This window comes from Helicobacter sp. 23-1044, from assembly GCF_053654695.1.
The window spans coordinates 97176-123949 of sequence record NZ_JBSIUQ010000004.1 but is presented as its reverse complement, the minus strand read 5'-3'; the positions used below and the strand labels follow the sequence as shown (position 1 = coordinate 123949).

Below are 26774 nucleotides of genomic sequence, written 5' to 3'. Positions count from 1 at the left end.
TTTTGTTTTCAAATATTTATATCAAAGGACGCATTGAAAAAGCGGATTTGCTCCGTGAAATAGGCAAAAATCCATATAGCAATGACGCGCACAAAGATTTATCAAACGCAGAATTTATCGCAAAATACGAAGCAACCGCGCTTGATTCTGAGGGTGCGGCAAATGATTCGGCTACCCACGCAATCAATGATTTTGTCGCTGGGCGCGTGAAATTAGTGCGCCTTATGGGAAAAGCGGCGTTTATTGACATTGAAGATGAAAGCGGGATTTTGCAGATTTATATTAGCAAAAATGATTTGGGCGATGAGTTTGCAACGCTCAAAAAATGCCTTGAAGTAGGCGATATTATCCGCGTTAGTGGCTATCCTTTTAAGACACGCACCAATCAATTAACGCTCCACGCGAAATCTTTTGAGATTCTAACCAAAGCGATTATCCCACTGCCCGAGAAATTTCACGGGCTTACAGACATTGAGCTTCGCTATCGTCAAAGGTATTTGGATTTGATAGTAAATAGCGATGTGCGGGATACTTTTAGACGCAGAAGTGAGATTATCGCCCTTGTAAGGGAGTTTTTTAAAGAAAAAGGATTTTTAGAGGTTGAGACGCCAATGCTTCACCCAATACCCGGTGGCGCGAATGCAAAGCCATTTATCACGCACCACAACGCGCTAAATGTCGAGCGATATTTGCGAATCGCACCTGAGCTTTATCTAAAACGGCTCATTGTGGGCGGTTTTGAGGCTGTTTTTGAGATGAATCGCAACTTTCGCAACGAGGGAATGGACCACAGCCACAACCCCGAATTTACGATGATTGAGTTTTATTGGGCGTATCATAATTACAAAGATTTGATTGCGCTGACAAAAGAATTTTTTGCGTTTTTGCTTGATTCGCTAAATTTGGGGCGAATCATCGAGTGGGATTCGCAGACAATCGATTTTAATAAATTTAGTGAGATTCGCTATAAAGATTCGCTTTGTGAAATAGGGCAGATTCCCCGTGAGATAGTCGAATCGCACGATAAATTAGAAGCATTTTTAAAAAATGCACAAATCGAAGTGCCCAAAGGTTCAAATTGGAATTCGTTGAATTACGGCAAACTTTTGGCGTTGGCGTTTGATAATTTTGTCGAATCAAAGCTCATGAATCCTACTTTTATCACGGATTTTCCTATCGAGATTAGCCCACTTGCAAGGCGAAGCGATGAAAATCCGCAGATTGCCGAGCGATTTGAGCTTTTTATCGGTGGCAAGGAAATTTCAAATGGTTTTAGTGAGCTAAACGACCCGCTAGACCAAATGGAGCGATTTAAGGCGCAGGTGGCGGAAAAAGAAAAGGGCGATGAGGAAGCGCAGTATATGGACGAGGATTTTGTGTGGGCGTTGGGCTATGGAATGCCACCCACTGCGGGGGAAGGCATAGGAATCGATAGGCTTGTAATGCTACTAACAAATCAAAAAACCATAAAAGATGTGCTATTATTCCCCGCAATGAAGCCTATAAAGCAAAATTTTAGCGTGGATTCTGCGGTGCAAAACGCAGAATCTGCCCTAGATTCTGCGAATAATCAAAACGAAAGGACAAAAAAATGACATATTTAGAAAATGCGGATAAAGAAATCTATGATTTGATAGAGAGCGAGTGGGGGCGACAAGAGAGCCATTTAGAGATGATTGCAAGTGAAAATTTCACATTTCCCGCAGTTATCGAGGCATTAGGCAGTGTGCTGACAAACAAATACGCAGAGGGCTACCCAAATAAGCGATATTACGGCGGGTGCGAGTTTGTCGATGGCGTGGAAACTATTGCCATTGAGCGCGCAAAAAAGCTCTTTGGCTGTGAATTTGCCAATGTTCAGCCACATTCAGGCTCACAAGCAAATGCCGCCGTTTATGCCGCGCTTTTGCAACCATACAATAAAATTTTAGGAATGAGCCTAAATCACGGCGGACACCTCACACACGGCGCAAAAGTTAGCCAAAGTGGCAAAACTTATCAAAGTTTTTTTTATGGCGTGGAAATGGACGGGCGAATCAATTATGACAAACTTGCAGAAATCGCGCAGATTGTGAAGCCAAATATCATTGTGTGCGGATTTTCGGCATATACGCGGGAGCTAGATTTTGCGCGATTTAGAGAGATTGCCGATAGCGTGGGAGCGATACTTTTTGGTGATATTGCGCACATTGCGGGGCTTGTCGTAGGTGGTGAATATCCAAATCCTTTTCCGCATTGTCATATCGTTACCACAACCACGCACAAAACCTTGCGTGGTCCGCGTGGTGGCGTGATTTTGACAAATGATGAAGAGATTGCAACCAAAATCAACAAAGCCGTTTTCCCCGCTACGCAGGGCGGTCCGCTGATGAATGTCATCGCTGCAAAAGCTGTGGGATTCAAAGAAAACTTAAAGCTTGAGTGGAAAATCCACGCAAAGCAAGTCCGCGCAAATGCAAGAATCTTGGGCGAAGTTTTTGTGAAAAGAGGACACGATATTGTAAGCGGTGGGACGGATAATCACTTGGTGCTAATGAGTTTTATTACCAAAGATTTTAGCGGAAAAGTCGCAGAGGACGCGCTTGGGCGCGCAGGAATTACGGTAAATAAAAATATGGTGCCCGGCGATAAACGCAAAGCGATGGAGACAAGCGGACTGCGAATCGGCTCTCCCGCACTTACTTCGCGCGGTATGAAAGAAGGCGAATTTGAATTTATCGCAAATAAGATTTGTGATATTTTAGATGACATTAAAAATATCTCTTTGCAAGATAAGATTCGCGCTGAAATCGCGGAGTTTAGCAAGGATTTTAAGATTTATGAAAAGGCGATTTTTTAGGCGATGACAATTTTAGACTTAAAGCTAATCAAGCTAAACACAAGCCATTATTACTCGTATGATGGCTCGTTGCAAGATAAGATTCTGCATCAAAATAAGATATTTTTTAATAAATTTGTGATTCACAACGCGCTTTTAACCGCAGATATTATCAAGCGACATTGGAATAAAGAAATTGTCGTGGCGCATAGCTTGATTCGCAATAAAAAAGTCGAAAATATCGTAATTGATTATAATGGCACGGATGATGTGGGATTTTACCATAAGGCACAATTATTGCTTAGGAAAGAAGGATTCTTGAATTGGACGGCGTATCGCTCCAAGACAAGAGGACATTTGCATATTTATGTGCATAAGGGGCATACTGATTTAACAGAGGCGATTTTGCTAGCAAAGACTTTAAGTTTGAGATTAGAGGCGGTGGCTCCGAAGCAATGGCGGATTTTCCCGACAAATGAAGTTCCGCTAGGCTTCAACATTTTGGCACTGCCCTATGAAGTGTATGCAAAAGAGCGCGGTTCATTTTGGTCGAAGCATTTGTAGATTTATTTTTAAGGAGAAAGTATGGAAAAACGAGAATTTGATGACATTATGCTAGGAGGTGATGATATGCGGGGGAAGGATTCAAAAAAAATGCTATTGCTAATTATCGCAATAGTGGTGCTTGTGCTTGCAATCGCAATCATTATGGTAATGATGAGTAATAAAGGTAGTGAGACTATTGTAGTTGATAATCAACCGCAAGCACCCATAGAAGTGCCCGGTGGCGATTTTAGTCCTATGCCGATTGATAATAGCACTGATATTAGCGGAGATAGGTTTGATGAGATTGTGAGGGATATTAAAAACAACACCGAGCCGGAGAGTATGGAGCAAATGCCAAGTGCGCCAATTCGAGTAGAGACGCCAAAGGCGACTATTCCGCCAAAAGCACCAAGTGCCACCACGCCAAAAGTTGTGGTTTCCACCGCTCCACGCCGAACGACAAATCGCCTAAATAACGGCGACATTGCGGAGAATGGATATTATTTGCAAGTGGGCGCATTTAGCAAGACGCCAAACCGCGCATTTTTGGATAGTCTAAATAATTATAGTTACAGAATCCAAGAGATTATGATAAATTCAAATGTCATCACGCGCTATTTGGTAGGACCATATAAGAGCAGGGAGGATGCGCAAAGGGACTATGAGCGCGTAAGTAGAGATATCGCTACGAAACCTGTATATTTGCTAGTGCAGTGATGAAGCGCAGAATCTAGCGTATTTTCTTTCGTAGATTCTGCGATTTGGCGCAGAATTTGGCGCGTTTGCGTCAAAATAGATTCTGCGAGATTTGTGATTTTTCTTTGTAGATTCTGCGAATTTTGTGAGATTTTTGCAGATTCTACTCGCAGAATCTAGTGTATTTTTTTGCGGATTCTGCGAGATTTTAAATAAAAATAGGGGTTAAATATGGTTAATTACTACAAGCATTTGTCTGTGGCACATAAGATTATTTTTGTATTTGCGTGCATTGTGTTTTTGATTATTTTGTCATTTGCGCTCATTGTGAATTCCGCTAGTAAATCTATGCTAGATAAGGAATCGAATGTCACACTGACAAACACCGTCTCTCGCTACAAAAACTTTGTCGATGGGGCGAATATCTCCATTTACTCGTCGCTAAAAGTAGCGCAGAATCTCGCCGAACGCTCCATCATCGATGGGCGAACCATCACGGATATGAATCTTATCATCCGCATTATTGAGTCTGCGACTGATAATCGCTTTGTCAATTTTGGATTTATGGTGATAAATCCGCGCTTTGCGCCAATCGTGCAAAATACGCAGATGAGTCACCATCAGCAAGATGGTAGCATTGCCTTTGGCGTGGCAAATACGCAAAATGGCACGAAAACTTTTAGTGTAAATAAAGGCACTCTATCGCAAATCACAGCATTGCAAAGTGCCCTTAAAAGCGGGAAAATCGAAGTCGATGCCCCTAAAAATATCAATATTAACGGCACGCAATATTATGCCTATAACTTCGCCTTGCCTATTTTAAATCCGCAAAAGCAGATTGTCGCGGTTATCGCGCTCTCTGTGAATTTGGAGCGGTTAGAAGGGATGCTTGGCGACCCAAGTTTGATGGTGTATGAAAATGACCAGCGATTTGTTTTGATGGATGGCAAAGTCATCGCAAATAGTCTCTCAAAGGACTCGCGCGGGAAAATATTGACAGAAATTAACAGCACAAATTTCGCTAAAAATGTCCTCCAAAATCACAAAAATAACGCAACAAATATTTTTGAATACAAAAACGAGTTAGGATATCACGGGAAAGTGGCATTGCATAGTTTTGAGGTGTTCCCAAATACGGGTAAATATTGGACACTCGCGCTTTTTGCGCCCGATAAAAGCATTTACGCGCCGATGAGTTTTCTGCATACCACCACGCCAATTCTTATGATTGTTAGCATTTTGATTTTGATTGTCTCAACTACATTTTACATTCGATATGCCGTCTCACGCAGAATCCAAAAGATTTCAACCACGCTTTTTGGATTTTTTGACTATATTGACCACAGCACTAAAAATCTCCCGCCACCGCTTCACATTGTCGCAGAGGACGAGCTTGGCAAAATGGGACTTGCGATAAATGACAGCATCGAGAAAATCAAAAAGTCCCTTGATATGGATGCAAATTTGGTAAAAGAGAGTTTGAGTGTCATCGAGCGGGCGAAAAATGGCTATATTGATAAGCGCATTAGCCGCATTGGGAGTAATCCACAGCTGAATGCTTTGAGAGATTCTGTAAATGAGCTGCTTGACTTAATCAAAACTGCGGTGGGGAATAATCTAAATGAAATCAACCGCGTGTTTGATAGTTTTAGGGCGCTTGATTTTAGCACGGAGGTGGCAAATGCAAGCGGGAAAGTGGAGGTTGTGACAAACATTTTGGGGAATGAAATCCGCAAAATGCTGCAAACTTCATCGGCGTTTGCCCACTCGCTTAGCGCAGAATCTGAGCTTTTGGCAAAAGAAGTGCAGAATCTTAAAAAATTAACAAATTCACAGGCAAGCTCGCTTAACCAAACTTCAAACGACATAAAGCAAATCACGCATTCAATGCAGGATGTAAGCTCCCGCACGGGCGAAGTTATCACGCAAAGCGAGGATATTAAAAATGTCATTAGCATAATTCGCGATATCGCCGACCAAACGAACCTACTTGCGCTAAATGCGGCGATTGAGGCGGCGCGCGCAGGCGAGCACGGGCGCGGATTTGCCGTTGTCGCCGATGAGGTGCGGAAGCTAGCGGAGCGAACGCAGAAAAGTTTGAGCGAGATTGAGGCGAATATCAATATTTTGGTGCAGAGCATAAATGATATGGGCGAGCAAATCAAAACACAGGCAAACAGCGTCCTGCAAATAAATGAAGTAGTCGGCAATATCGAAAATGCCACCAAGCAAAATGTAATAGTCGCAAATAATTCATCAGAAATCAGCACAAAGGTAAGCGACATCGCCAAAGAAATCTTGCTAGATACGGATAGAAAGAAGTTTTAGGTGATTTTAGATTCTGCGTTTTTCGCAGAAACTACCCCACTTTGTCATTGCGAGAAGTCGCACTTTGTGCGACTTCGTGGCAATCCACAATTAAATCAAATTTGTGCGAAGCACCCAAAACTCGCCCGCTTCGTGGTGCAAAAAATCGGGAGCAAGGTGCAAGTCAGTGCAACCGCCCTTTTGCGAGAATAAACAAACGAATGTAATCCAAAAAATGGCGAAAATATTGCAGATACTGCTAATTAAATAAAAAACGCAGAATCTTGCACGAAAACGCAGAATCTAACAATGGATTGCCACGATTTTGCTACGCAAAATCTCGCAATGACTAAAAATAAACGCAGAATCTATAAAATTTGCAGAATCTACAATAGAGATTCTGCACCCACTCTGTTTGCCTAAAAATACAACACAAAGGCAGATTCTGCGCTAGATTTTTAAGATTTTATATTATTTTGCAATTTATTATAAGAAACATTATTATGATTTTATTGCTAGATTCTGCGATTTATGCGATTTAAAATGAAAATTTTTCAAAAAATTTTCATAATTTAAGAAAAGTTTAAAACAATTTTTTTATAATTGCATTTTCATTTTTACAAAAATGCGTTTTTTGAATTTTGGCTCGATAGCTCAGTTGGTAGAGCAGAGGACTGAAAATCCTCGTGTCGGCAGTTCGATTCTGCCTCGAGCCACCATAACTAAAAGTTTTTTTAGCATCGTTTTAGCCTGCCTAAAACCCTGCGAAGCAATAAACTCTGTATGTTTTTGGTTAAAATGAAATTTCCTTTATATCTCCCACTTTAAAAAACTCCTCATAAACAGCCTTTATGAGGAGGATTCGGTTCTCTTTTATCGCTAAATCTTCCGCATTTATCAGCACAGAATCAAAGAATTTTTCAAGCACGATTTTAAAGTCTAGCAAAGCGATGATTCGCTTTTTATGCGAGGTAAAAGAGAGCTTTTTAAAATCACAAATTGCCTTATATAGCTCTTTTTCGGCGTTTTCAGTGAGTAAATTTTCATTGATTTTTGTAGCCTTTGTATCGCTTAAAATATTTGCTACGCGCTTGAAAAGCACCTTTAATGCGCCTTTGTCAGGGCTTTTGGCTATTAAATTTAGTGCCTTTATTTTGCGGATAAGTTCAAGCAAATCGCTCTCACCTGTCCTAATCACGGCGTTTATAACGGATTGATTCACCCCCAAAACGCCCTCCAATCGCTCATAAAAAAAGCCCTGAATTTTGGCAATGTCGATTTTTGCGTAAGTGGCGGATAATTTTTGGCAAATCGCCCCCAAATCAAAGTGCAAATTAAATTTTTCAATCATCTTTAAAATCCCATTTGCGCCCCTACGCAAGGCAAACGGGTCTTTTGAGCCACTTGGGATTTTATCTAGCGCAAAAAGACATAAAATCGAATCTAACTTATTTGCAATGCCTAAAATCGCGCCACTTACGCTACTAGGCGCATTTAAATACTGCTCTTTTATCGCCTCGCAAATCGCAGAATCTAATCCCGCATTTTTCGCATAATATCCGCCCATAATGCCCTGCAACTCGCCAAATTCGCCTACCATTTCGCTAAGTAAATCATTTTTTGAGATGGCAATCGCCTTTTTGATATGTGCCAGATTCACGGCGTCCAAATCGCCCGAATCTTTCGCGCCAAATTCGCGTGAATCTAAACTCTGTGCGATAATCTCTGCGATTTTTTGCTCTCGCTTAACTTTATCCCACAAACTCCCGCCACCCTTCATAAATTCGATATTTTTTAGGCGCAAATCGCAGCAATCCGCGTTAAAATTTTTGCAATCATTGTGGTAGAAAAATAGCGCATCTTCCAATCTCGCGCTCAAAACCTTTACATTGCCCTGTGCTATGAGTGGGCTTGGATTTGTGCTATTGCAAACCACGATAAATGCGTTGTTTAGCGCACAAAAGTCCTTGCTTTTATAGGTGGCGAAATACTTTTGATTGACTTTCATCGAAGTAACGATGACTTCCTTTGGTAACACCAAAAATCGCTCATCAAACGCGCCTACAAGCGCATTTGGATACTCACAAATCGCAACCACTTCATTTAGCAAATCCGCGTCAATCTCCACAAACAAACCGCAATTTTTAATCTGCTCCAAAATGCGCTTTTTTCGCGCACTTTGCGAATAAATCACCGCATTTTTTTCCAAAAATGCAAAATATTCATTTGCGCTTTTGATTTCTTTTGGCGCGCAATTTCTATGTGGCGAAATTATCGCACTCTGCGTGAATCCATACTTTTTTGCTAAATTTGGCGTTTTCACAAACTCATCGCCAAAAAGCACAAAAATATTGCGAATCGGGCGCACAAAGGCATTCTCCACGCTTCCCCAGCGCATTTTTTTATCAAAGCTCAAACTATCCAAAAAATCATCGATGATATTTTCAAGCAAATTTCTTGTATTTTTGCCATTTTCTTTTTTGGCAAAATAAAGGCATTCTTTGCCGTTTTTTTCTTTGATTTGCACTTCATCAAGTGTAATATTTAGCTTACTTAAAAAGCTCTTTGTAGCGTTTGTAGGCGCATTATTTTGATAGGCGATATTTAGCGGAGGACCAAAGGATTCTATTATTTCATCTCGTTGATTTTGTGGAAAATTTCTTGCATAAAAAATCAATCGTCTTGGCGTGTAAAAAAATGCGATTTTATGCGAATCCGCACTTAAATCGCTGATAGATTTAGGCGAATCTACGCTAGATTTGGCATTTGATTCACGCGAATCCCACGAATCTAATCGATATTTCTTTACCGCTGATTCAAACTTCGACAAAACGCTCCCAAACTCTTTTTTAACCGCGCTGTAAGGCAATTCTTCTGTAAATATTTCGATGAGTAATGACGATGTATTCAAAGTTTTTCCTTTTTTATGTGAAGTTTTGCAAAAAATAAAGTAAAATTCTACCAAAATTAAAAGAATTTTTAGAAGGTTTTTATGCGTTATATTGTGATTATTTTTGCGTTTTTCGCCCTATTGAATGCAAATCCTATGGGAAAATGCGGAAGCGTGTATGATTTTAATGCAAATCAAAAGGAAATCATCGCTTACGCCTACAACTACGGCAAAAAATACGGGCTTGGATACACGCTTGCCGCGATTGCGTGGCACGAATCGTGCGCCGGAGAGTATAGGATGAATTTCGCAGACCCGAGTGCGGGGCTTTATCACGCGCTAATTCCAAATGTCATTCGCCGCTATCAAATGCTAAAAGACAATGGATTTAATCGCAATGTGATTGGCGAAATGCTAATTAGAGACGATGAGTTCGCCTCCAAAGTCGCAATCGATGAGCTTTTATATTGGGATAAAGTGCGAAATGGCAATTGGAAAGATATGATAAAGTCCTATAACAAGGGATTTAGCTGGGAAAAAAGCGCGAGTGCAAATAAATTTGCCGAAAATTATTATCAAAATGTCAAAAAAAAGCGCGAGATTTTGGAGGATTATATCCCAAAATATCTCTCAAATATCAAGCTAAAAGAGCGCAAACCGCTTTTAAGCGACTACACGGTTATCAATAAAGATTCTGCGAACTCCACGCAAGTCGCCGAAATCATCAAAAAGCAAAAAATCGCAGAGAAAATCCGCAGAATCGAAGTCGGACGATTGGCAAATGACAATCCTGACACCATAAAAAAAGCGCGCGAGGCGAAAAAGGCAGTCATTAGCGTGTATAAACCAAATGAAAATGGCGAAATGATACACGAAAAAACAATCACACTAAAACCCACGATGAAAGCAAAATGAAAAAGATTGCGATAAATGGATTTGGGCGCATTGGCAGGGCGTTTTTTCGTGCTGTTTTGAATCGAAATGCGCTGAACGATTTAAAGGACACAAAAAGCGATATAAAAATCTCCCACATTTATGATGTGAAAAATTTTGAGATTTTGGCGTATTTATTAAAGCACGATTCGCTTTTGGGCGAGTTTAAGGGCGACATTGAGTTTAAAAAAAATACGATTTTTTTGAATGGCGATGAAATCAAAATCACAGATGATTTTAGTGGCGCAGATATTGTGGTAGAGTGTAGCGGGGTGCATTTGGATTGCGATTCGCTTCAAAAATATTTGCAAAATGGCGCAAAGCGCGTGATTTTAAGCGCACCGCCAAAGGATAATATGCCGATTTTTATCTATGGTGTGAATTGGGATAAATATCGTGGAGAGGCGATTTTCTCCGCTGCGTCCTGCACTTCAAATGCCATCGCGCCTGTGATTTTTGCGATAAGCAAAAAATACAAGATTTTTGGTGGAAATATTAGCACGATTCACCCTTTTAATAGCGACCAAAATCTGCTTGATAATCCAAATTTTTCGCGTGATTTGCGGCTCTCACGCAACGCCACGCAAAATATTATCCCTACTAGCAGTTCGATTGGGGCAGTTTTAGCGCGAATCTTTGGCGATTTTGGCGAATTTAGGGGCGATGCTTTGAATTTTTATGGCGATTCAATTCGTGTGCCGACTTCGCTTGTGTGTTTTAGCAATGTGGATTTGTTGTTAGATTCTGCGCCAAAAATAGATGAAATTTTGGAGCTAGATTTTAATCCGCAAATTATCGCCTTTGATAGCAAATCTCGCGTATCTAGCGACTTTGTAGGCGATTCACATAGCGCAATCATCGCAAAAGATTTGATTAAAACTAACGGCAAAATATTGCGAATCCCGCTTTGGTTTGACAACGAAAATGGCTATGCAAACCGCTTGTGCGATATTATAAGCGAGATTTAACGCAGAATCTGTGCCTAGATTCTGCGCTCACACTGCTAAATTCGCAGAATCTAGCAAAAATCCGCCTTTAATTATTGACAATCGCACAATGTTTTTAATAAAATTGCGGTTTTGATTTTGCAAAAAATATTTGTCGGGGTGTAGCGCAGTCTGGTTAGCGCACTTGGTTTGGGACCAAGGGGTCGAAGGTTCGAATCCTTTCACCCCGACCATTTCACATTTTTGCAAAATCGCGGTGAGTGTAGTTCAGCTGGTTAGAGCACCAGATTGTGGCTCTGGGGGTCGTGGGTTCGAATCCCATCACTCACCCCACCGACTTTTCACGCGCTCGTAGCTCAACTGGATAGAGCATCAGACTTCGGATCTGAGGGTTATGGGTTCGATTCCTATCGAGCGTACCACTTTTGGGAGTTATTGTGTTTAAAATTTTCTTATTTTGTGTAATATTGATAAGTTCTGCAAGTGCATATGTATCATTTTGTATGCAACCAAGTGAGCCATATTGCGTAGATTCTAAATATACATACGAAGATGAATATCGCTTTAAAAGTTGCAAAAGAGAAGTTGAAAGATATTTGCAAGATTTGGATAAATATGTTGTTTGTGTCGCAAACGAAGCACAAGAACAAGCACAAAAAACCATCAATAAATTTAACTGCTACGCCTCTGGCGAATCATTTTGCTATTAACTCACGCGCTCGTAGCTCAGCTGGATAGAGCAACAGCCTTCTAAGCCGTAGGTCGCAGGTTCGAGTCCTGCCGAGCGTGCCACTTGTGAATAAACTTGTATTTTTTGTAGAATTTAAAGTGTAAAAATCTCACAAAATCACCACTTCGCTTTTTAGCTCTACGCTAAATTTGTCCGTCACGGCGTCTTTGGCGAGATTTGTGAGATTGATTGCGTCTGCAAAACTCCCGCCACCGCAGTTTATCAAAAAGTTTGCGTGAATCTCACTAAATTTTACACCCCCGATTTTTTGTCCTTTAAATCCTGCCATTTCAAGCAATTCTCCCGCGCTTTTTGGCACTTCAAATCCACGCGGGACTTCACGCGGATTTCTAAAAAAACTCCCCGCACTAGCACCTTTTGGCTGATTGCTTCGCATTATTTTGCACTGCGATTCGACTTTTTCATCAAAACCCGATATTTTTTTAAATCGCACCGCGCTAATTGCCCCGCTAATAGCACTTTTGCGATAACTAAATGCGACATTTTCACGCCACACGCCATTTTCGCACACACTATGAATCGCATTTGCCACTTCAAAGGACTTCATTCCCGCATTCATTTTGACAATCCCGCCCATTTTGCCCGGAATCGTCCCTAAAAATTCTAATCCGCCCAAATCCTGCGCCCTAAAATACAAAAATGCCTTCCTAGCGTTGCACCCCGCGCCCACTTCGATACATTCGCCCAAATCACTGATATAATCAAACTCGCTCCCAAGCATAAAAAGCGCGTGATTTTGGGGGCTTAAAAGCATATTATTTGCGCCACCGATGATTGTGTGCGAATCTTGCAATGCCAAAATTTCATCAATATTTTGCGCGATTTTTACAGGGATTTTTGGACCGATTTTTATGGCGGAATATTTGCAAAAATCTATTATTTTTTCAGTCATTTTGATTGCCTAAAATTTGCCAAATACACGCACCTAAAAGGGAAAATTTGGAATCATATTAAACAAAATTCTTGTATAATCAATAATCATATTTAGCATCCACGGCATTGTCAAAATCAGCACCGCAATAATCGCCAAAATCTTTGGTATAAAGGTAAGCGTGGCGTCATTTATTTGCGTGGTGGCTTGAAAAATGCTGATTAGTAGCCCCACGATTAGCCCTGTGAGTAGCAATGGGAGCGATACTAACAGCGTGATTTTGTAGGTTTCGATGGCTAGTGTGATAAATTTTGCTTCCAAAAATGCCCTTTTTGTTGAAAAATAAAATTGCAATCATAACAAAGATTTTATTAAATTCGCAGAATCTAAAAGCAAATTCGCAGAATCTCTTGCGGAATAATGTTTGCTTTTTATATAATATTAAATTTAATTTTGAAAGGATGGGATATGCGTTTATTTGCTGTGATTTTACTAATGTGTCAAATCTGCCTTGCGGCGGGGATAAATTTCGACTTTGAGGATGCGCGGAAAAAGGGCTATACGGATAAAGAGATTTTGGATTATGTAGCGCAAAATCACAATGCCTACGATATCGCCGCGCTTCGTAGTATGAAGCTAAGCGACAAAGAAATCGTGGATTATTTCATCACGAAAGATGCCGTGACTTCGCAGATTATCGAGCTTAAAAGAAACGCGTTCAAAGATAGCGACACTCGCAACAAAGTCTATCCGCAAGAGCTTTCGGCGGATTTGGCGGAGGGGTGCAGGATTTACACGGGCAAAACTCGGGCAAAAAAAGATGGGTGGAGCTATATTGTGAAACTTACCGATTTTGCCCGTGCCACTTATACGAGCGCGTATTTGAGCGAGGCGGACTACTTTGATATCGATAGCGCGCAATCGGTGCATTTAAAGGATATTTGCGGTGTTTGGCTAAATAAGCTTGGCACGAAAGAAGAGATTAGCAGGCTTTACGCGCTCTCTCTTGTGAAAGAAATCAATATTTTGGTAAAACAGAAAAAATCGCTGGTGTTAGAATGAGAATTTTTGTAGCATTATGCTTCGCACTTTTTGCGCTAAACGCAGAATCTAGCGCAGATTCAGCGAATTTATCCGCCGAATCTAGCGCACCAAATCCCGCCGAATCTATCGAAGTTTTAGAAAGCAAACCCCTTGATGATGAGCTAAGTAGTGGCGATGTGCAACGATTTATCCAAGAAGGTTTGGTGGATAAAGAAAATGCGAAAGATTGGGTTAGCAAAAATGACGATGATGATGAAAATGCGCTAGTGAATATCTACAAAAAAATCACAAAAAACGCAGAATCTACCGCAGAATCTAGCGATAAAAACGCCGAATCTACCGACAAAAACGCAGAATCTGACGATGAAATCCCTTCTTTAATAGAAAATGTCTATGGGCATATTGGATTTTTTGGTAAGACGAGCGCGAATCAAAGCGTGGGTGAGCATTTTTTAAATTTCAGCGGTTCGGCGGGATTGCGCTATGATTTTAAAGAAATGGTATTTTTGGATTTGGGCGTGTTTGGATTGGTGGATTTGGTAGGCACACGCAAGATTCGCACTTATGCACTGCCAAATAGCAACTTTGTCCTGCACCGCGCAAATGTGAAATATATCGCAAAAGATGAGTTTCAAAATGAAGTGTTTGACATCACCGCTGGGCGATTTCAAATAAGGCGAGATTGGATTCGCAACTTTGCGCAGGGAGTTAGCGTGAATGCGAATTATGAGTGGTTTAGCGTGTGGATGGATTGGGTAGATGAGATGGCGCGCGCATTTAGGGAGCAAATGAGCGATTTTAATATTTTTAAAACCCGCTATGATGATAGATGGCTCATCGCCACAGGATTGGGCGCAAGTGTCGTGGGCGTGAATGTGGCGCCGTATTATTATTATTTTCATAACAATTTATGGGCGGCAGGTGGCAAGATAAATTATGATATAAATTTCGCGGATAAAAAATGGCAATCCGTTAGCAACGCCCACTTTGCCTACGCGAAAAATAAGCGCGATTTTGACGCTACTTCAAATCATAATGAAAGTCAAATGCTTTGGTTAGAGCAAGTTTTTCGGTGGAGAGGCGAAGATAAAAGGGTTAGCTTTGGCGTGGGGTATGTGCGGATTTTTGGCGGGGCGTTTGAGCTAGCAAATGTCGGCAACTCTTCGCGCTTTGAAGATTATAACACGCAAGGATATGGCATAATTGGCGCAGGTGGCATCGCAAATGGGGGCAATTCTAGCAATATGTTTTTTGCGGAGACGCAGAGCTTTTATGGATTTGTGGGATTTAGGATTGATAATTGGACGATGATGTTTTTAGGGCGCAACTCGCAGGGCAAAAATAGCTATGATTTGCTAAATGATTCTACGATAAATCAGCATCAATACGCACTTGGCGCAAGGTGGCGAATCGTTGAAGGACTTTATTTTGGTGGCGTGGGCGCGTATATGATGGAGAATAAAATCAATAAAAGTTATTTTAAGGGATATTTGGAGTTTAGGATTTGAGATTCAAAGACTAGCGTAAAAATCGCAGAATCTAGCGCAAAAATCGCAGAATCTGTCGCAATTTAGGGGATAAAATGCAATTATTAGAACTTTTACAACGCACAAAAGAGGCGCAAAAAATCATCGCAAATTTAAAAAATACCACGCGAATCGCTGTGCTAGATTCAATGGCAGATGAGATTGTGGCACAAAAAGAGATGATTTTAAAAGCAAATGCAGTGGATTTAAATGGTGCGAAATCTGCGGGGCTACCTGCGCCGATGATTGAGCGACTAAAATTAGATTCGCACGCAATAGATTTAATCGCAAATGCGCTTAAAGACATCGCAAGGCTAAAAAGTCCGCTAGGGCGCGTAATTGAGGGCTGGGTGAATTATAAAGGATTACAGATTCAAAAGGTGAGTGTGCCTATCGGCGTCATTGCGATGATTTATGAATCGCGCCCCAATGTAACAAGCGATTCATTCGCGCTGTGCTTTAAAAGTGGCAATGTTTGTGTGCTGAAAGGTGGCAAAGAGGCGATTAACTCAAACAAAGCCATTGTGGCGATTTTGCAGGGAGTTTTGGAGCGATTTAGTTTGCCAAAAGAGGCGATTTGCTTTGTGGAAAACCGCGAGGCGACAGAAGCGTTGCTAAAATGCGATAAAATTATTGATTTGGTAATCCCGCGCGGTGGGGAAAAACTCATTCGCTTTGTCGCTGAAAATAGCACAATCCCCGTCATCAAGCACGATAAGGGCGTTTGCCATCTTTATATTCATAGCGACAGCGAAGCGCAGTTGGCGATAAAAATCGCCCTAAATGCCAAAATCTCCAAGCCCTCCGCGTGTAATAGCATTGAGTGCATTTTGGTGCATAAGGATTTTGCGCATTTGGCGGAGCTAGTGAGTGCGTTGCAAAAAAATGGCGTGGCGATTCGCGCTGATAAAGATACTGCGAATCGATTCGGGCTTGAAATTGCGCAAGATTCGGACTTTTATAACGAATACAATGATTTGGTTGTAAATCTAAAATGCGTGGATTGCCTTGAGGGCGCGATAGCGCATATCGCCAAATACGGCTCATCGCACTCGGAGACGATTTTGACAAATGATTTGGCAGTGGCGCAAAAATTCGCTGATTGGGTAGATAGCGCGTGTGTGTTTGTGAATAGTAGCACGAGATTTTGCGATGGCGGGGAGTTTGGCTTTGGCGCGGAAATCGGCATATCCACCTCCAAACTCCACGCACGCGGTCCTATGGGGATTGAAAGTTTGGTAAGCTATAAATACAAGATTTTTGGCAACGGCGAAGCGCGCGAGTGAGATTCTGCGAAACAAACATTAGATTCTGCGAAAAATGCTAGATTCTGCGATTTTTATAAAATCTCATCGATTATGTATATTGGACGCCTTTTTACTTCCTTATAAATCTTGCCAATGTATTCGCCAATGATTCCAAGTCCCAAAAACTGCATTCCGCCAAAAAATAACAGCACCATAATCATCGAAGTCCATCCCGCAAGTGGCGTAGCGGTAAAAAACTTCACATAAATCGCATACGCACCATAAATCCCGCACAGCGCAAATAAAATCACACCAAAAACGCTCATAATCCGCAGTGGCGCGATTGAAAAACTAGTAATACCATCTAACGCCAAAGAAAATAATTTCACAAACGGATACTTGCTATCCCCCGCTGCTCGCGCCATTTGCTTGTAATAAACAATCTCACTTTTAAACCCCAAAAGTGGCACAATGCCACGCAAAAATAGATTGACTTCCCTAAAATTTAGCAGTGATTTTATCGCTTTGTGCGAGAGTAGGCGATACTCGATATGATTTGGAATGATATTTACGCCAAGTGCGCGCATAAAGCGATAAAAAGCAAAAGAAGTGTATTTCTTGCGCGCCTTTTCATTTGTATATGCCTTGCGAACGCCAAATACGACTTCATTGCCACGCATAAATTTTTCAATCATCAAATCCATCGCATCAATATCTTGCTGCAAGTCGCCATCAATGCTAATCGCGCAACAAAATCGCATTTTATACGCCACCTTCAACCCCGCCAAAATCGCATTTTGCTGTCCGTAGTTTTTGGAGAGTTTGATAACCTTATGCGCCGTGCCGTTTTTTGCTTGGAGCAAAATCTCGCAAGTCTCATCCGTGCTACCATCATCGATGAAATACAATGCGCTATTTTTGTCGATGATTTGCTTTTCAATCAGCGAGTTGATTTTATTTTGCAGGTGCAAATAAGTCTGCCTTATGCACTTTGCTTCGTTGAAAATGGGGATGATTATGGCGAGTTTTGGAGTGTTTCTATTTTTTATCGGGGGGGGGGGATTTGCATATTTGTCCTTTTAAAAATTTTTCGCAATTTTAGCAGAATCTATAAAATTTCGCCACATTTTTATGCAATCTTTGGCGCAGAATCTAGTGCAGATTTTGCGATTATTTTGCTAGATTCTGCGAATGTATTGTCAGATTCTGCGAATTTTATAATTTTGCGTTTGAATAAGATTCTGCGATTCGCAGAATCTCGCACGAAAATCGCAGAATCTAAAAATTAGATTGCCACGAACGCCCTTAAAATTGCGACTTCTCGCAATGACGGATTATTTAAAATTTGATTCGTGCAACGAATCACAATTCGTAGAATTTGCAAACGAAGTGAAGCAACAATCGAAGTATTTTGCGGTGTTGCTTTGCACGAAGTTTGCTGCCTTGCTAGGAAATAGAACTAGTGGTTCATTGACGACGCAAGGACGGCAAACTTCGTGTGAATTGAATACCCAAAGACAAATTGCCCCACAAAAGCGCAATTTATAGGTCGATTCGCCCTTTATGTGTGTAGATATTTAGTTTGCCATTTCTCGCAAAGCCTATCAAAGTTATGCCTAATTTTAGGGCGGATTTTATGCCTAGTGCAGTGGTTGCAGCGCGTGAGATGACTAGCGGAATGCCACTCATCGCGCATTTGATTACCATCTCCATTGATAATCTCCCGCTTACAATTAGCACTGCGTTACTCAAATCTGCTTCTGCCATAATCGCCTTGCCGATTGCCTTATCAAGCGCGTTGTGTCGCCCTATGTCTTCGCTAACAAAGGCGCGATTGCCACAAAAAATCATCACTTTATGAACGCAACCTGTGAGATTAAAAAGCTCGCTTTCTCTCTCAAACTCGGCGATTTTTTGGCTTAAAAATTCAATGCTAAATCGCGCTTTGGAGCTGACAAATTTTTGCAAAATCCGCCCCTCAAAATTCGCGCTAACCCCCACGCAACAGCCCGAAGTAAGCGTTTTTTCGTGGTATAGATTTGCGATATTTGCCTCATTTATCTTTGCCTCCATAAAGACGCTTAGCCCATCTTGCGCGATTTTTATGCTTTTCACATCGCTATAAGTTTCAATCACGCCTTCATTAAACAAAAAGCCCAAAATATGCGCATCTTGGTCGCTTGGCAGACACATTGTAGAGATGATTTTACTGCCATTTAGATAAAAGCTAACGCGCTCTTCTTTGATGATGAAATCGCTCTTGTTTGTGAAGTTTGTCGCAGAATCTATCGCAGAATCTGCGCTATTTACGCGCAAAATCGGCACTTGCAAAACAAACTCGCTAGATTCTACGAAAATCGCAGAATCTTCGCAAAATGCAGAATCTACCACAAAATCCTCGCAAATCGCAGAATCTCCCCCAAAATCCACCGCAGATTCTGCGTTTTTTCCGCCATAATTCGCAGAATCCACCGCAGATTCTGCGTTTTTTCCGCCATAATTCGCAGAATCTACCGCAGAATCTTCACAAAACGCAGAATCTCCACATTTCGCAGAATCTTTAATGCACGGCAACTCGCATTCCCTCTAATTTGCCATTAGTTTTTAGCTCATCATAGTAAATGCTATGTAGCATCGATAGCTCTTCCTCGCTCATATTTCCGCTTATCATCGCCTCTAACGCCCCTTCAATCGCAAATACCGCCATATAAATATGCGTGATTAGCATCCCCCAAAACGCCATCCCCACGACATTGTGTATCATCGCAGTTAAGCGCAGAGTGTTAATATCCACAGGCTGAAAAAACATAAGCGCGCCCGTTGCCACCATCAAAATCCCGCCAAATGACGCCACCCAAAACCACACTTTTTGCCCTGCGTTAAATTTATGCGCGGGGATTAAGCGGTCTGTTTTATCCCAATATCCGCCCATTATCATCGCCCACTTTGCATCGTGCCACTTTGGAAGGCAGTCTTTTATCCACATCAAAAACATCAAAGTCCCAAATACCGCAAAAATGGGCGTGCAAAGCCCGTGCAAATCCCTTGCAAATCGCACAAGCGCACCACCGCCCAAATACGCGCCAAAAACCATCATAAGCCCCGTTACGCAGATAATCATACACGGCACAGCAGCAAACCAATGCACCAAAATATTGTATTTGCTAAAAACTTTGATTTTTGAGTTATGATTATACCGCCTTGTGCCAATCATCTTATTATGCCCCAAAAACGCAAGCGGGAGAAATAGCACAATACACAAAAAAATCACCGCAAAATATTTCTCTTGCAAAATTGTGAAAAGTTCGCCAAGCCCATTCCACGCGCGAATCCCGCTGATTTTCTCGCCATTATTTAGCCTATCAATGCTAACGCCATTATTTGATAGCACCGAATCGCTAATAACGCCCGAAGTCTGCGTATTTAGCCCCCAATTTTTAATCGCTTCGATTTGCTTCGTGCCATAAATATTTTTGTTGTAACCCAAATCAATCGTGTGAAAATCGCTATTTTCTGCATCTGCCAAAGCGATATTTGGGGCAAATAGTAGCACAAAAATCGCACACAAAAGATTCGCACCAAAAAATTTCATTTTCATAAGCCACACTCCGCGAAACTAGTCATTATAGGCTTTTTGCCACGAGTATGGAATCACAGGTGCGCCACTGCCTTTGTATGAGACGCGCTCACGGATTATCGCGCTTACCGCTTCGCTACCGCCTGCAAGCAATGCTTTTGTGCTACACATAGCCGCACACGCAGGGACTCTGCCCTCTGCAATGCGATTTTGCCCATAAAGGCGCATTTCCTCATCGCTATGTGTTTCCTCAGGTCCTCCAGCACAAAATGTGCATTTATCCATCGCACCGCGTGAGCCAAAAACATCGCTTTTTGGGAATTGTGGTGCGCCAAAAGGACAAGCATAAAGGCAGTATCCGCAACCAATGCAGGTTTTTTTGTCGTGCAGGACAATCCCATCAGCGCGGATATAAAAACAATCCACAGGGCAGACTTTCGCGCAAGGCGCGTCTGCGCAGTGCATACAAGCGATTGAAATCGCCTTTTCTGCGCCAACAATGCCCTCATTTAGCACGACAACGCGCCTACGATTCACGCCCACAGGCAAATGATGCGCTTCTTTGCACGCCACATCACAGCCGTGGCAATCAATACAGCGATTTTCATCGCAGTAAAATTTCACCCGCGTCCGCGGTGATTCGTTTAATCCAAACATTTCTTCATTCATTTTATCCCCCTTAAATTATGCTTTTTCGATTCTGCACAAACCGCTTTTTGATTCAGGACACGCGGTGTTATAATCAAATCCATAGCTACTAACCATACTTGCCGATTCGCCTATCGCATAGGGTTCTGTGCCTTTTGGATATAAATCTAAGCGCGATTTGCCTTGGTCCATACCTGAGAAGTTTTGCGGTAGCCAAATGCTATTATAATCCACTCTGCGCGAGATTTTGGCTGGGACTAGGATTTTTGTATCCATCGTGCCGTGTATCCAAATCAAATCGCCGTTTTTGATATTTAGCTCAGCGGCTTTGTCAGGGTGAATCTCCGCAAACATATCGCCCTCCACTTCTGCCAAATATTTCGCGCTTCTAGTCTCAGCTCCCGTCCCCATATGCGCTACCATTCGCCCGGATAGCATATTGATAGGATATTCTTTTACCCAATCTTTTTCTTTTTGGCGTGAGCGATATTTGATATTTGCCCTAAAATGGTCTTTTTTATCGGGGAAGCTAGGATATTTATCCACCAAATCGCCCCTAAATGAATGCAGTGGCTCTCTATGGAGCGGTATTTTGTCATAATAATTCCACGCCACAGCCCTTGCCTTACCATTGCCATAGGGGCAAAGTCCCGCTTCAAGTGCTTTTTCTGCCAAAATATTATTGCCAAAGCCCACTGCTGCGGTGTGCCCTTTGATTGCTTCTTTTTCATTTTGAGTAAGTTTTGCGCCCAAAGATTCGATATTTTCAGCACTTACGGGCGGGTGTCCAGCCACTTTTGCATTTGGCAATTTATGCGGGGAGAGCATAGATTTGCCTGTGGCTTGGCTCTTTTCGCCCCAATTTACGCGAAAGCCCATTCCACCGCGCATTACAGGCTTTGTATCATCATAAAATACAGGCGTCCCGGGGTGTTTATCACTCCAGCAAGGCCACGGCAAGCCGTAATATTCGCCCTTAAATGGTCCTCTGCCTTCAAGTGTGACTTTATCAAATAAATGCCAATTTTCTTGATGTGCTTTTAGGCGTTTCGCACTCATTCCTTGCAAACCAATGGAGCGAATACTTTGCGTTAGCTCCGTTGTCGCGTCATCTGGCCATATAAATTTATCTCGCCCATCTTTTTTTGCATTTTCATAAAGGGCGCGTTGATATTCCTCTAAAAAGCCCATTCTTTTTGCAAAATCAAAGAGTATTTCCTCATCGGGGCGACATTCAAACATCGGCTCAATGACTTTGCTTCGCCACTGATAGCTACGATTTGTCGCAGCCAAACAACCGCTTGTTTCCATTTGACTAGCCGCTGGCAAACAAAAAATGCCATCTTTTCTATCCGAATACACGGCAAAATCATTCACATAAGGGTCGATAAACACCACTAGCTCCATTTCATTTAATGCTTGTTGATGCAAATGAAGTAGCGAAGAAGTCGTCATCCCCGTGCCAATTACCACAAGTGCGCGAATCTTCGCACCGCCGTTGTTTGCGATATTTTCAGATTCTGTGATATTGAATTTCCAAGTCGTAATCGCATAGCCCGTCTTTTCCATCATCTCTTTGCTTTTGAATCGCCCTTTTAGCCACTCATAATCCACATACCAATGCTTTGCAAAATGTCGCCAATTCGCCTCTGTCAGCGGATAATAACCGGGCAAAATGTCAGGATTCGCGCCCATATCGGAGCTCCCTTGCACATTATCGTGTCCGCGTAAAATATTTACGCCCCCGCCATTTTTGCCAATATTGCCTAAAAACATTTGCAAAATAGGCATAATGCGCGTATTTGAGCTAGCGGTGGTGTGCTGAGTTAGCCCTTGATTCCAAATAATGCAAGCGGGCTTTGCCTTTGCCATCTCTTCTGCGATATGGCGAATCGAATCCGCCGGTATGCCCGTAATATCCGCTACTTCTTCGGGTGGGAATTTCATCGCTTCTTTGATGATTTCCTCATAGCCATCCACGCGCTCTTTTAGATATTTTTCATCATAAAGTTTGCGCTTGATGATATGGTGCAAAAGCCCGTAGGCAAAGGCAATGTCTGTGCCGCTGCGGATTCGATGAAATTCGTTGCATTTTGCAGCCGTTTTGGTAAATCGCGGGTCTACGCACACAAGCTTACAACCTCTCTCTTTTGAGCGCAAAATATGCACCATTGAGACGGGGTGATTCACAGCAGGATTTGCGCCAATGATTAGAATATATTTTGAAAACATCATATCGGCGATGTGATTTGTCATACCGCCATAGCCAAAGACATTTGCCACACCTGCCACGGTTGGCGAGTGGCAAACGCGATTGCAGTGGTCTAAATTATTTGTCCCAAAAAATGCCAAAAACTTGCGGATATAGTAAATCTGCTCATTTGAACACTTAGCACTGCCGATAAACATAACCGCATCAGGTCCGCTTTCATCGCGAATCTGCATTAACTTTTTGCTAATCTTATCCATCGAATCTTCCCAGCTAACGCGTTGCCATTGTCCGCCGACTTTTTCCACAGGATAGCGAAGTCTAGTCTCACTTCGCGCCCTATCGATTAAATCCGCGCCCTTGCAACAATGCCCACCCAAAGAAATTGGGTGGTCTTGCGCGGGTTCTTGTCGCACCCACACGCCGTCTTTTACTTCGGCGATGATTCCGCACCCCACTGAGCAGTGTGTGCAAATCGTTTTAATGCGCTGAATGTCGGTGTATTTTTGCTTTAACTCACTCTCTTTTGCCTGCCTAATCACACGCTCACTATCATCGCCAAATGCCCCGCTAATCCCAGCTACACCAGCTAATGCGGAGAATTTTAGAAATGAACGGCGTGAATTTGTCTTAATCTCACTCATAATTTCTCTCCCTTTTATTTTATGAAAATTACTACCAAAACGCCAAATTCTAGTATTTGCGGTATGGCTTGTGGAGTTTTTGTAAAATTTTGGGGTTGAGACTAGACTTGAAGTCTGCGAAACCCCGAAATTTTGCAAATCTACGCAATCGCATACCCAAAGACGAATTTTTTTATTTTGCCACCGCAAAATATTCCTGCCACTGCTTCGTATCGCCTCGATACAAAATCTCTTGCTTTTTGCTTTTTCCTTTGATTACCGCGCTTTGCGCCTCACCTTTTTTAGAGCAACCAGCAAGTGAGCCTACCGCCACTACCGCACCGCCAAGCGCGGCTGCTTTGACAAAGTTTCTGCGCGAAGTTGCGCTAATATGCTTTGACATTGTGAAATCTCCTTTACTTTTTGAAATTTAAGAGTTTTGATACTCTCGCGCAAATCTTTGACAAACCAAAAATTTGAGCGAAAATATCGCAATTTTCCTAACTACATATTTCCTCCTCTAATGCGATGAAATGCGCTAAAATTGCGCCTATGTGATAATAGCAGGGCAAATCATCTCTTTTTATCAGCAAATCTGCAATAATTGATGCCATCGGGCGTAGGCATTCATTGAAAAATGCGTTTGGATTCACGCCTAAATCCGAGCTAGATTTGAGTAAATTTGTGTTTTCGCACGAATCTTGCAACAAATACCGCATAAAAAGTAGCAAAAAGCCAAAATGCTCTTCGCTCTCTTTGAATCCATCGCTATTTAGGCGAAAACGCGTTTGTTTGACTAACTGCTTTGCTTTTAGCAAACTGCTTCCATTTAAGCAACCCTCGACATAATGCGACAGGTAGAGAAAAATCTGCCCTTTTGGGAGGGCGTTTAGCGTTTTGTGAAGTCGCTCAAATTCGGCGGATTCGTCGAAATCTGCGCTAGATTCTGCGTTTTTAGATTCTGCGCTAGATTCTGCGTTTTTATTCGCTAAATTGCCACCACTTGCGCCAAAGGGTATATCAAAAGTCTGCGAATATTCGCGCTTCAAATCCGCCAAACTTGCATTTTTAAGATAGCTTTTAAGTGCGGTAAAATGCGCCAAATCCGCTTCATTTAGGGGCGAAATCGCCAAAATATCAATTTGCTTTTGAAATAAATCAAAACGCGAATCCAACAATTCAAACAGAAAAAATCCCGCAAAAAAGTCATAATAAAGCGCACGGGCTTGATTTAGCCCCAAATTTAGCATAGAGTTTGAGCTTGTAGCGACTTGCGCGTGATTTTTTGGCTGCAAAACGCGTTTCAATTCGCACCGCCTACGAAATTTGTGGATTTTTCAAACATAATTTTTACCTTGCATTTTTCGCAACATTCTAGCGATTTTAATTTGGTTGAATCGCCCATAAATGCGGGACTTAAAATGCTTTTGACTTTATTTATCGCTTTATTTGTAGCAAAGATTGTCCCGCATTCTACGCATTTAAAAGGCTCATCTTGCGCTAAAACCCTGTAATTTAGAAACGATTCATTTAAGCCATAGCCTTTTAAGCTCATTTCAAGGCAGTTTTCTGCACAAGTATCCACGCAATATCCGCACGCCGTGCAAAGCGATGGATTTAAAAGAAGCGTAAAGCTGTCCTTTGCGTTGATTAAGGCGCGTGTGTTGCAGGATTCAACGCAGGCATTGCAAAGTGTGCATTTGTCCGCGTTGATTTTTAAGTCCGTGTAGATTAGATTCGCGCTATTTTCAAGCATTCCAAAATCGCGCTCTTTGGTTAAGAATCGCACACGATTTGCGAAAGTTTGGCGCAAAAATTCATTGTCGCTAATTTCATAATGATAATGTGGCAAATGCGAAGATTCTGCGCTTAATTCGTCATTGCGAGAAGTCGGCACGACTTCGTGGCAATCCACATTCTGCAAATTCGCAGAATCTTGCGAAATTGGGGCAGATTCTGCGATAAATACTGCTTTTTGCCCTACTACACGCTTATAAAGCTCATTTATAAATTCTACGCATTCTTTTAAATGCGAATCTATTTCGCCAAAAAGGACGCAGATTCGCCCACTCTCTTGCAAAATAGAGATTAGATAAGATTCGTTTAGCAAATTTATGCTTGGCAAAATAAGTGGCGCAAAATCGTTAGCAAATTCATCTTGTGGCGACAAATCGGGGAGACTTGTTGTTCGCTTCGTCAATGAACCATCAGTTCTATTTTCTCGCTCACAACTTCGCAACCCCGATTTTTCGCTCACAATACTAGAATTTGCATTGCTATTTGTGGTAGATTCTGCGTTTTTTATAAACTTTTCAAAATCGCCCTTACTCTCGCACACAACGGCGATTTTGCTCTTAAAATATTTCAACGCCTTATTGAGATTTGTAAGCGTTGCATTTGCCTTATTCATCGCGCCACTTGGGCAAACTGCCACGCATTTACCGCACAGCACACAATCCACCTGCGAAAAAATCAGTTCGCGTTTTGTGTCATTTGCGCTAATTGCCATCGTAGGACAAACCGCTACGCAGTCCTTGCAGTAGGCAAATTCTGTTTTGTCTCTGTGAAAATATTGGCATTTTTTCTCATCAAATAAAATGGTTTTTTCAAAGCTAAAATCCCCGATGAGCGCGTCAATTTCATCGCATAACGCTTCATTGTTTTCATAATCGCTTACAAAATGGACGCCCAATTGTGGCTTTTTGTTTTTGTCAAACGCGCTAAAAAAGGCGATTTGTGCGAAAGTTTGGGTTTTGGATTCGTGCGAATCTACGCTAGATTCGCGCAAATCTAACGGCGAATCTATCATAGATTCACGAAAACTTGCGCTAGATTCGCCAAAATTCACGCAAAAATCCCCCAAACTCCCGCTGTAATCGCTTATAAAAGGCAAAATTTTGATTTTATATTTATCGCTATTTGCATTCGCAAAATCCCGCGCCAAATCGCTATTTCCCACGATAAGAAGCGTGTTATCCACCGCTATATCGCTTTTGGTATTTGCGCCCAAAATGCTAGAAAACTGAAAATCCATTTATTCCCCAAAATCTTTAAATCATAAGTCGCATTTTAGGCACAAAATAATTGTTTAAATCTTAACACGCCACGATTTTAGTTATATAAAAAAATACATATCACAAA

General features: G+C 41.8%; 25 protein-coding genes and 5 tRNA genes. 19 read left to right on the top strand and 11 right to left on the bottom strand.

Going from position 1 to position 26774, the window contains the following annotated elements; genetic code table 11:
• Positions 1-2: 2 nt before the first annotated feature.
• The 7 genes from lysS (at position 3) to ACWIUD_RS05345 (ending at position 7086) form a co-directional block, all read left to right on the top strand.
• Entirely contained in the window at positions 3-1595 is a 1593-nt protein-coding gene (gene lysS, locus ACWIUD_RS05375; protein ID WP_454147422.1) for a lysine--tRNA ligase, read from the top strand.
• Complete coding sequence (locus ACWIUD_RS05370) at positions 1592-2839, top strand: serine hydroxymethyltransferase (protein ID WP_454147420.1); 1248 nt, start codon at positions 1592-1594, stop codon at positions 2837-2839. Before lysS ends, ACWIUD_RS05370 begins: the two co-directional genes overlap by 4 nt.
• A 3-nt stretch (positions 2840-2842) precedes the next feature.
• Complete coding sequence (locus ACWIUD_RS05365; RefSeq protein WP_454133749.1) at positions 2843-3382, top strand: DUF1882 domain-containing protein; 540 nt, start codon at positions 2843-2845, stop codon at positions 3380-3382.
• 21 nt (positions 3383-3403) lie between these two features.
• Positions 3404-4081, top strand: coding sequence for an SPOR domain-containing protein (locus ACWIUD_RS05360; RefSeq protein WP_454133751.1), 678 nt, complete (start codon positions 3404-3406; stop codon positions 4079-4081).
• Between the two features lie 210 nt (positions 4082-4291).
• Positions 4292-6388, top strand: coding sequence for a methyl-accepting chemotaxis protein (locus tag ACWIUD_RS05355; protein WP_454147418.1), 2097 nt, complete (start codon positions 4292-4294; stop codon positions 6386-6388).
• A complete protein-coding gene (locus ACWIUD_RS05350) occupies positions 6389-6580 on the top strand; it encodes a hypothetical protein (RefSeq protein ID WP_454147416.1) in 192 nt (63 codons plus the stop codon).
• A 430-nt stretch (positions 6581-7010) separates the two neighbouring features.
• Positions 7011-7086 (top strand) — tRNA-Phe (locus tag ACWIUD_RS05345).
• Between the two features lie 74 nt (positions 7087-7160).
• Here ACWIUD_RS05345 and glyS read toward each other — a convergent pair.
• A complete protein-coding gene (glyS, locus tag ACWIUD_RS05340) occupies positions 7161-9278 on the bottom strand; it encodes a glycine--tRNA ligase subunit beta (protein WP_454147414.1) in 2118 nt (705 codons plus the stop codon).
• Positions 9279-9359: 81 nt separating this feature from the next.
• Between glyS and ACWIUD_RS05335 the strand changes: the two genes are divergently transcribed.
• The 7 genes from ACWIUD_RS05335 (at position 9360) to ACWIUD_RS05305 (ending at position 11929) form a co-directional block, all read left to right on the top strand.
• Complete coding sequence (locus ACWIUD_RS05335) at positions 9360-10172, top strand: hypothetical protein (protein ID WP_454133760.1); 813 nt, start codon at positions 9360-9362, stop codon at positions 10170-10172.
• On the top strand, positions 10169-11158 hold the full coding sequence (locus ACWIUD_RS05330) for a glyceraldehyde 3-phosphate dehydrogenase NAD-binding domain-containing protein (RefSeq protein WP_454147412.1): 990 nt from the start codon (positions 10169-10171) through the stop codon (positions 11156-11158). The genes ACWIUD_RS05335 and ACWIUD_RS05330 overlap by 4 nt, the downstream gene beginning before the upstream one ends.
• A gap of 134 nt (positions 11159-11292) precedes the next feature.
• A tRNA-Pro gene (locus ACWIUD_RS05325) sits at positions 11293-11370 on the top strand.
• Positions 11371-11393: 23 nt separating this feature from the next.
• Positions 11394-11470, top strand: a tRNA-His gene (locus ACWIUD_RS05320).
• A 12-nt stretch (positions 11471-11482) separates the two neighbouring features.
• Positions 11483-11559: transfer RNA gene (locus tag ACWIUD_RS05315), tRNA-Arg, on the top strand.
• Positions 11560-11640: 81 nt separating this feature from the next.
• Positions 11641-11847 (top strand): hypothetical protein, encoded by a 207-nt coding sequence (locus ACWIUD_RS05310; protein WP_454147410.1) that lies wholly within the window; start codon positions 11641-11643, stop codon positions 11845-11847.
• A gap of 5 nt (positions 11848-11852) precedes the next feature.
• Positions 11853-11929: transfer RNA gene (locus ACWIUD_RS05305), tRNA-Arg, on the top strand.
• 47 nt (positions 11930-11976) lie between these two features.
• Here ACWIUD_RS05305 and ACWIUD_RS05300 read toward each other — a convergent pair.
• Positions 11977-12780: a UDP-N-acetylmuramate dehydrogenase gene (locus ACWIUD_RS05300; protein WP_454147408.1), complete on the bottom strand. Its 804-nt coding sequence runs from the start codon at positions 12778-12780 to the stop codon at positions 11977-11979.
• Between the two features lie 33 nt (positions 12781-12813).
• The gene (fliQ, locus tag ACWIUD_RS05295) at positions 12814-13080 is read right to left on the bottom strand and encodes a flagellar biosynthesis protein FliQ (RefSeq protein ID WP_454133768.1); all 267 of its coding nucleotides are present in this window, start codon (positions 13078-13080) and stop codon (positions 12814-12816) included.
• Between the two features lie 147 nt (positions 13081-13227).
• Between fliQ and ACWIUD_RS05290 the strand changes: the two genes are divergently transcribed.
• The 3 genes from ACWIUD_RS05290 to ACWIUD_RS05280 all read left to right on the top strand — a co-directional run bounded on the left by ACWIUD_RS05290 (position 13228) and on the right by ACWIUD_RS05280 (position 16615).
• Positions 13228-13821: a hypothetical protein gene (locus ACWIUD_RS05290; protein WP_454147406.1), complete on the top strand. Its 594-nt coding sequence runs from the start codon at positions 13228-13230 to the stop codon at positions 13819-13821.
• The gene (locus ACWIUD_RS05285; RefSeq protein WP_454147404.1) at positions 13818-15311 is read left to right on the top strand and encodes an outer membrane family protein; all 1494 of its coding nucleotides are present in this window, start codon (positions 13818-13820) and stop codon (positions 15309-15311) included. Before ACWIUD_RS05290 ends, ACWIUD_RS05285 begins: the two co-directional genes overlap by 4 nt.
• A gap of 74 nt (positions 15312-15385) precedes the next feature.
• Positions 15386-16615, top strand: coding sequence for a glutamate-5-semialdehyde dehydrogenase (locus ACWIUD_RS05280; protein WP_454147402.1), 1230 nt, complete (start codon positions 15386-15388; stop codon positions 16613-16615).
• Between the two features lie 53 nt (positions 16616-16668).
• Here the strand turns inward: ACWIUD_RS05280 and ACWIUD_RS05275 are convergent, their stop codons facing one another.
• On the bottom strand, positions 16669-17547 hold the full coding sequence (locus ACWIUD_RS05275) for a glycosyltransferase (RefSeq protein WP_454147400.1): 879 nt from the start codon (positions 17545-17547) through the stop codon (positions 16669-16671).
• On the opposite strand from ACWIUD_RS05275, the gene ACWIUD_RS05270 reads away from it, so the two are divergent.
• Positions 17536-17865: a hypothetical protein gene (locus tag ACWIUD_RS05270; RefSeq protein WP_454147398.1), complete on the top strand. Its 330-nt coding sequence runs from the start codon at positions 17536-17538 to the stop codon at positions 17863-17865. The genes ACWIUD_RS05275 and ACWIUD_RS05270 overlap by 12 nt on opposite strands.
• A 37-nt stretch (positions 17866-17902) precedes the next feature.
• Positions 17903-18124 (top strand): hypothetical protein, encoded by a 222-nt coding sequence (locus ACWIUD_RS05265; protein ID WP_454147396.1) that lies wholly within the window; start codon positions 17903-17905, stop codon positions 18122-18124.
• Here ACWIUD_RS05265 and fdhD read toward each other — a convergent pair.
• The 7 genes from fdhD to ACWIUD_RS05230 form a co-directional block, all read right to left on the bottom strand.
• Positions 18119-19150 (bottom strand): formate dehydrogenase accessory sulfurtransferase FdhD, encoded by a 1032-nt coding sequence (gene fdhD, locus ACWIUD_RS05260; protein ID WP_454147394.1) that lies wholly within the window; start codon positions 19148-19150, stop codon positions 18119-18121. The two genes, ACWIUD_RS05265 and fdhD, sit on opposite strands and share 6 nt — an antisense overlap.
• Positions 19137-20174 carry a formate dehydrogenase subunit gamma gene (locus tag ACWIUD_RS05255; RefSeq protein ID WP_454147392.1) on the bottom strand — a complete coding sequence of 346 codons (1038 nt, stop codon included), beginning with the start codon at positions 20172-20174 and terminating at the stop codon, positions 19137-19139. Before ACWIUD_RS05255 ends, fdhD begins: the two co-directional genes overlap by 14 nt.
• An 18-nt stretch (positions 20175-20192) precedes the next feature.
• A complete protein-coding gene (gene fdh3B, locus ACWIUD_RS05250; protein WP_454147390.1) occupies positions 20193-20822 on the bottom strand; it encodes a formate dehydrogenase FDH3 subunit beta in 630 nt (209 codons plus the stop codon).
• A 15-nt stretch (positions 20823-20837) separates the two neighbouring features.
• Positions 20838-23654, bottom strand: a complete 2817-nt coding sequence (locus ACWIUD_RS05245; RefSeq protein WP_454147444.1) for a molybdopterin-dependent oxidoreductase — start codon at positions 23652-23654, stop codon at positions 20838-20840.
• Between the two features lie 172 nt (positions 23655-23826).
• Positions 23827-24036, bottom strand: a complete 210-nt coding sequence (locus ACWIUD_RS05240; protein WP_454147388.1) for a twin-arginine translocation signal domain-containing protein — start codon at positions 24034-24036, stop codon at positions 23827-23829.
• Positions 24037-24133: 97 nt separating this feature from the next.
• The gene (locus ACWIUD_RS05235; RefSeq protein WP_454147386.1) at positions 24134-24940 is read right to left on the bottom strand and encodes a TorD/DmsD family molecular chaperone; all 807 of its coding nucleotides are present in this window, start codon (positions 24938-24940) and stop codon (positions 24134-24136) included.
• The gene (locus ACWIUD_RS05230) at positions 24937-26667 is read right to left on the bottom strand and encodes a 4Fe-4S dicluster domain-containing protein (RefSeq protein WP_454147384.1); all 1731 of its coding nucleotides are present in this window, start codon (positions 26665-26667) and stop codon (positions 24937-24939) included. Before ACWIUD_RS05230 ends, ACWIUD_RS05235 begins: the two co-directional genes overlap by 4 nt.
• Positions 26668-26774: the final 107 nt, after the last annotated feature.

Bases quoted from the DNA above. Each gene is read 5' to 3' on its own strand.
- ACWIUD_RS05370 (WP_454147420.1), top strand. From the start codon at position 1,592: ATGACATATTTAGAAAATGCGGATAAAGAAATCTATGATTTGATAGAG.
- ACWIUD_RS05365 (WP_454133749.1), top strand. From the start codon at position 2,843: ATGACAATTTTAGACTTAAAGCTAATCAAGCTAAACACAAGCCATTAT.
- ACWIUD_RS05360 (WP_454133751.1), top strand. From the start codon at position 3,404: ATGGAAAAACGAGAATTTGATGACATTATGCTAGGAGGTGATGATATG.
- ACWIUD_RS05355 (WP_454147418.1), top strand. From the start codon at position 4,292: ATGGTTAATTACTACAAGCATTTGTCTGTGGCACATAAGATTATTTTT.
- ACWIUD_RS05335 (WP_454133760.1), top strand. From the start codon at position 9,360: ATGCGTTATATTGTGATTATTTTTGCGTTTTTCGCCCTATTGAATGCA.
- ACWIUD_RS05330 (WP_454147412.1), top strand. From the start codon at position 10,169: ATGAAAAAGATTGCGATAAATGGATTTGGGCGCATTGGCAGGGCGTTT.
- ACWIUD_RS05310 (WP_454147410.1), top strand. From the start codon at position 11,641: ATGCAACCAAGTGAGCCATATTGCGTAGATTCTAAATATACATACGAA.
- ACWIUD_RS05300 (WP_454147408.1), bottom strand. From the start codon at position 12,780: ATGACTGAAAAAATAATAGATTTTTGCAAATATTCCGCCATAAAAATC.
- ACWIUD_RS05290 (WP_454147406.1), top strand. From the start codon at position 13,228: ATGCGTTTATTTGCTGTGATTTTACTAATGTGTCAAATCTGCCTTGCG.
- ACWIUD_RS05285 (WP_454147404.1), top strand. From the start codon at position 13,818: ATGAGAATTTTTGTAGCATTATGCTTCGCACTTTTTGCGCTAAACGCA.
- ACWIUD_RS05280 (WP_454147402.1), top strand. From the start codon at position 15,386: ATGCAATTATTAGAACTTTTACAACGCACAAAAGAGGCGCAAAAAATC.
- ACWIUD_RS05265 (WP_454147396.1), top strand. From the start codon at position 17,903: ATGACGGATTATTTAAAATTTGATTCGTGCAACGAATCACAATTCGTA.
- ACWIUD_RS05255 (WP_454147392.1), bottom strand. From the start codon at position 20,174: ATGAAAATGAAATTTTTTGGTGCGAATCTTTTGTGTGCGATTTTTGTG.
- fdh3B (WP_454147390.1), bottom strand. From the start codon at position 20,822: ATGAATGAAGAAATGTTTGGATTAAACGAATCACCGCGGACGCGGGTG.
- ACWIUD_RS05245 (WP_454147444.1), bottom strand. From the start codon at position 23,654: ATGAGTGAGATTAAGACAAATTCACGCCGTTCATTTCTAAAATTCTCC.
- ACWIUD_RS05240 (WP_454147388.1), bottom strand. From the start codon at position 24,036: ATGTCAAAGCATATTAGCGCAACTTCGCGCAGAAACTTTGTCAAAGCA.
- ACWIUD_RS05230 (WP_454147384.1), bottom strand. From the start codon at position 26,667: ATGGATTTTCAGTTTTCTAGCATTTTGGGCGCAAATACCAAAAGCGAT.